This window comes from Mesorhizobium sp. M2A.F.Ca.ET.037.01.1.1 (assembly GCF_003998075.1).
GTDB lineage: Bacteria > Pseudomonadota > Alphaproteobacteria > Rhizobiales > Rhizobiaceae > Mesorhizobium.
Genome location: NZ_RZSA01001647.1, coordinates 1 through 678, shown reverse-complemented (window position 1 = coordinate 678; position 678 = coordinate 1). Strand labels below are relative to the sequence as shown.

1 protein-coding gene is annotated in these 678 nt (G+C 64.6%); it reads left to right on the top strand.

The annotated features are described in order from the left end of the window. Positions 1 to 650, top strand: a 650-nt coding sequence (locus EOA27_RS38965; RefSeq protein ID WP_145970930.1) for an RNA methyltransferase, incomplete at its 5' end; no start/stop codon positions are given. Positions 651 to 678 lie beyond the last annotated feature (28 nt).

Below are 678 nucleotides of genomic sequence, written 5' to 3'. Positions count from 1 at the left end.
AAAAGATGCTGGTGACCCGCAACGCGGCGGAGCGGCTTTCGATCGGCGAGCTTGCCGCCCTACCCTTCAAGGCCGAGTTGGTCGAGCCGAAGGAGATCGACAGGATCACCGGGTCGGACGCCGTGCATCAGGGCGTGCTGATCGAGGCCGAGCCGCTGAAGCCCAAGCGCCTCGACGCGCTCGGCGACACAAGGCTGGTGCTTGTGCTCGACCAGGTGACGGACCCGCACAATGTCGGCGCGATCCTGCGCTCCGCCGTCGCTTTCGGCGCCGGCGCGCTGATCACGACTGCACGCCACAGCCCGCAGGAATCCGGCGTTCTGGCGAAATCCGCGTCCGGGGCCCTGGAGCATATCGACCAGATCGAGGTGAAGAACCTCGCCGATGCGCTGGGGCAGCTGCACGAGGCCGGTTTCCAGACGATCGGACTTGATTCCGAAGGACCGGCCGAGCTCGAAAAGACATTCGACGGCCAAAAGATCGCGTTGGTGCTGGGCGCGGAAGGCAAGGGCCTGCGGCAAAAACCCCGCGAGACGGTGGCCGCGCTCGCCCGCCTCGACATGCCGGGCGCCATCCATTCGCTCAACGTGTCGAATGCGGCGGCGGTGAGCCTTTATGCGGCAAGGAAATTCCTAGCGAATAGCGAATAGCGAATAGCGAATAGCGAATAGGCGGAAC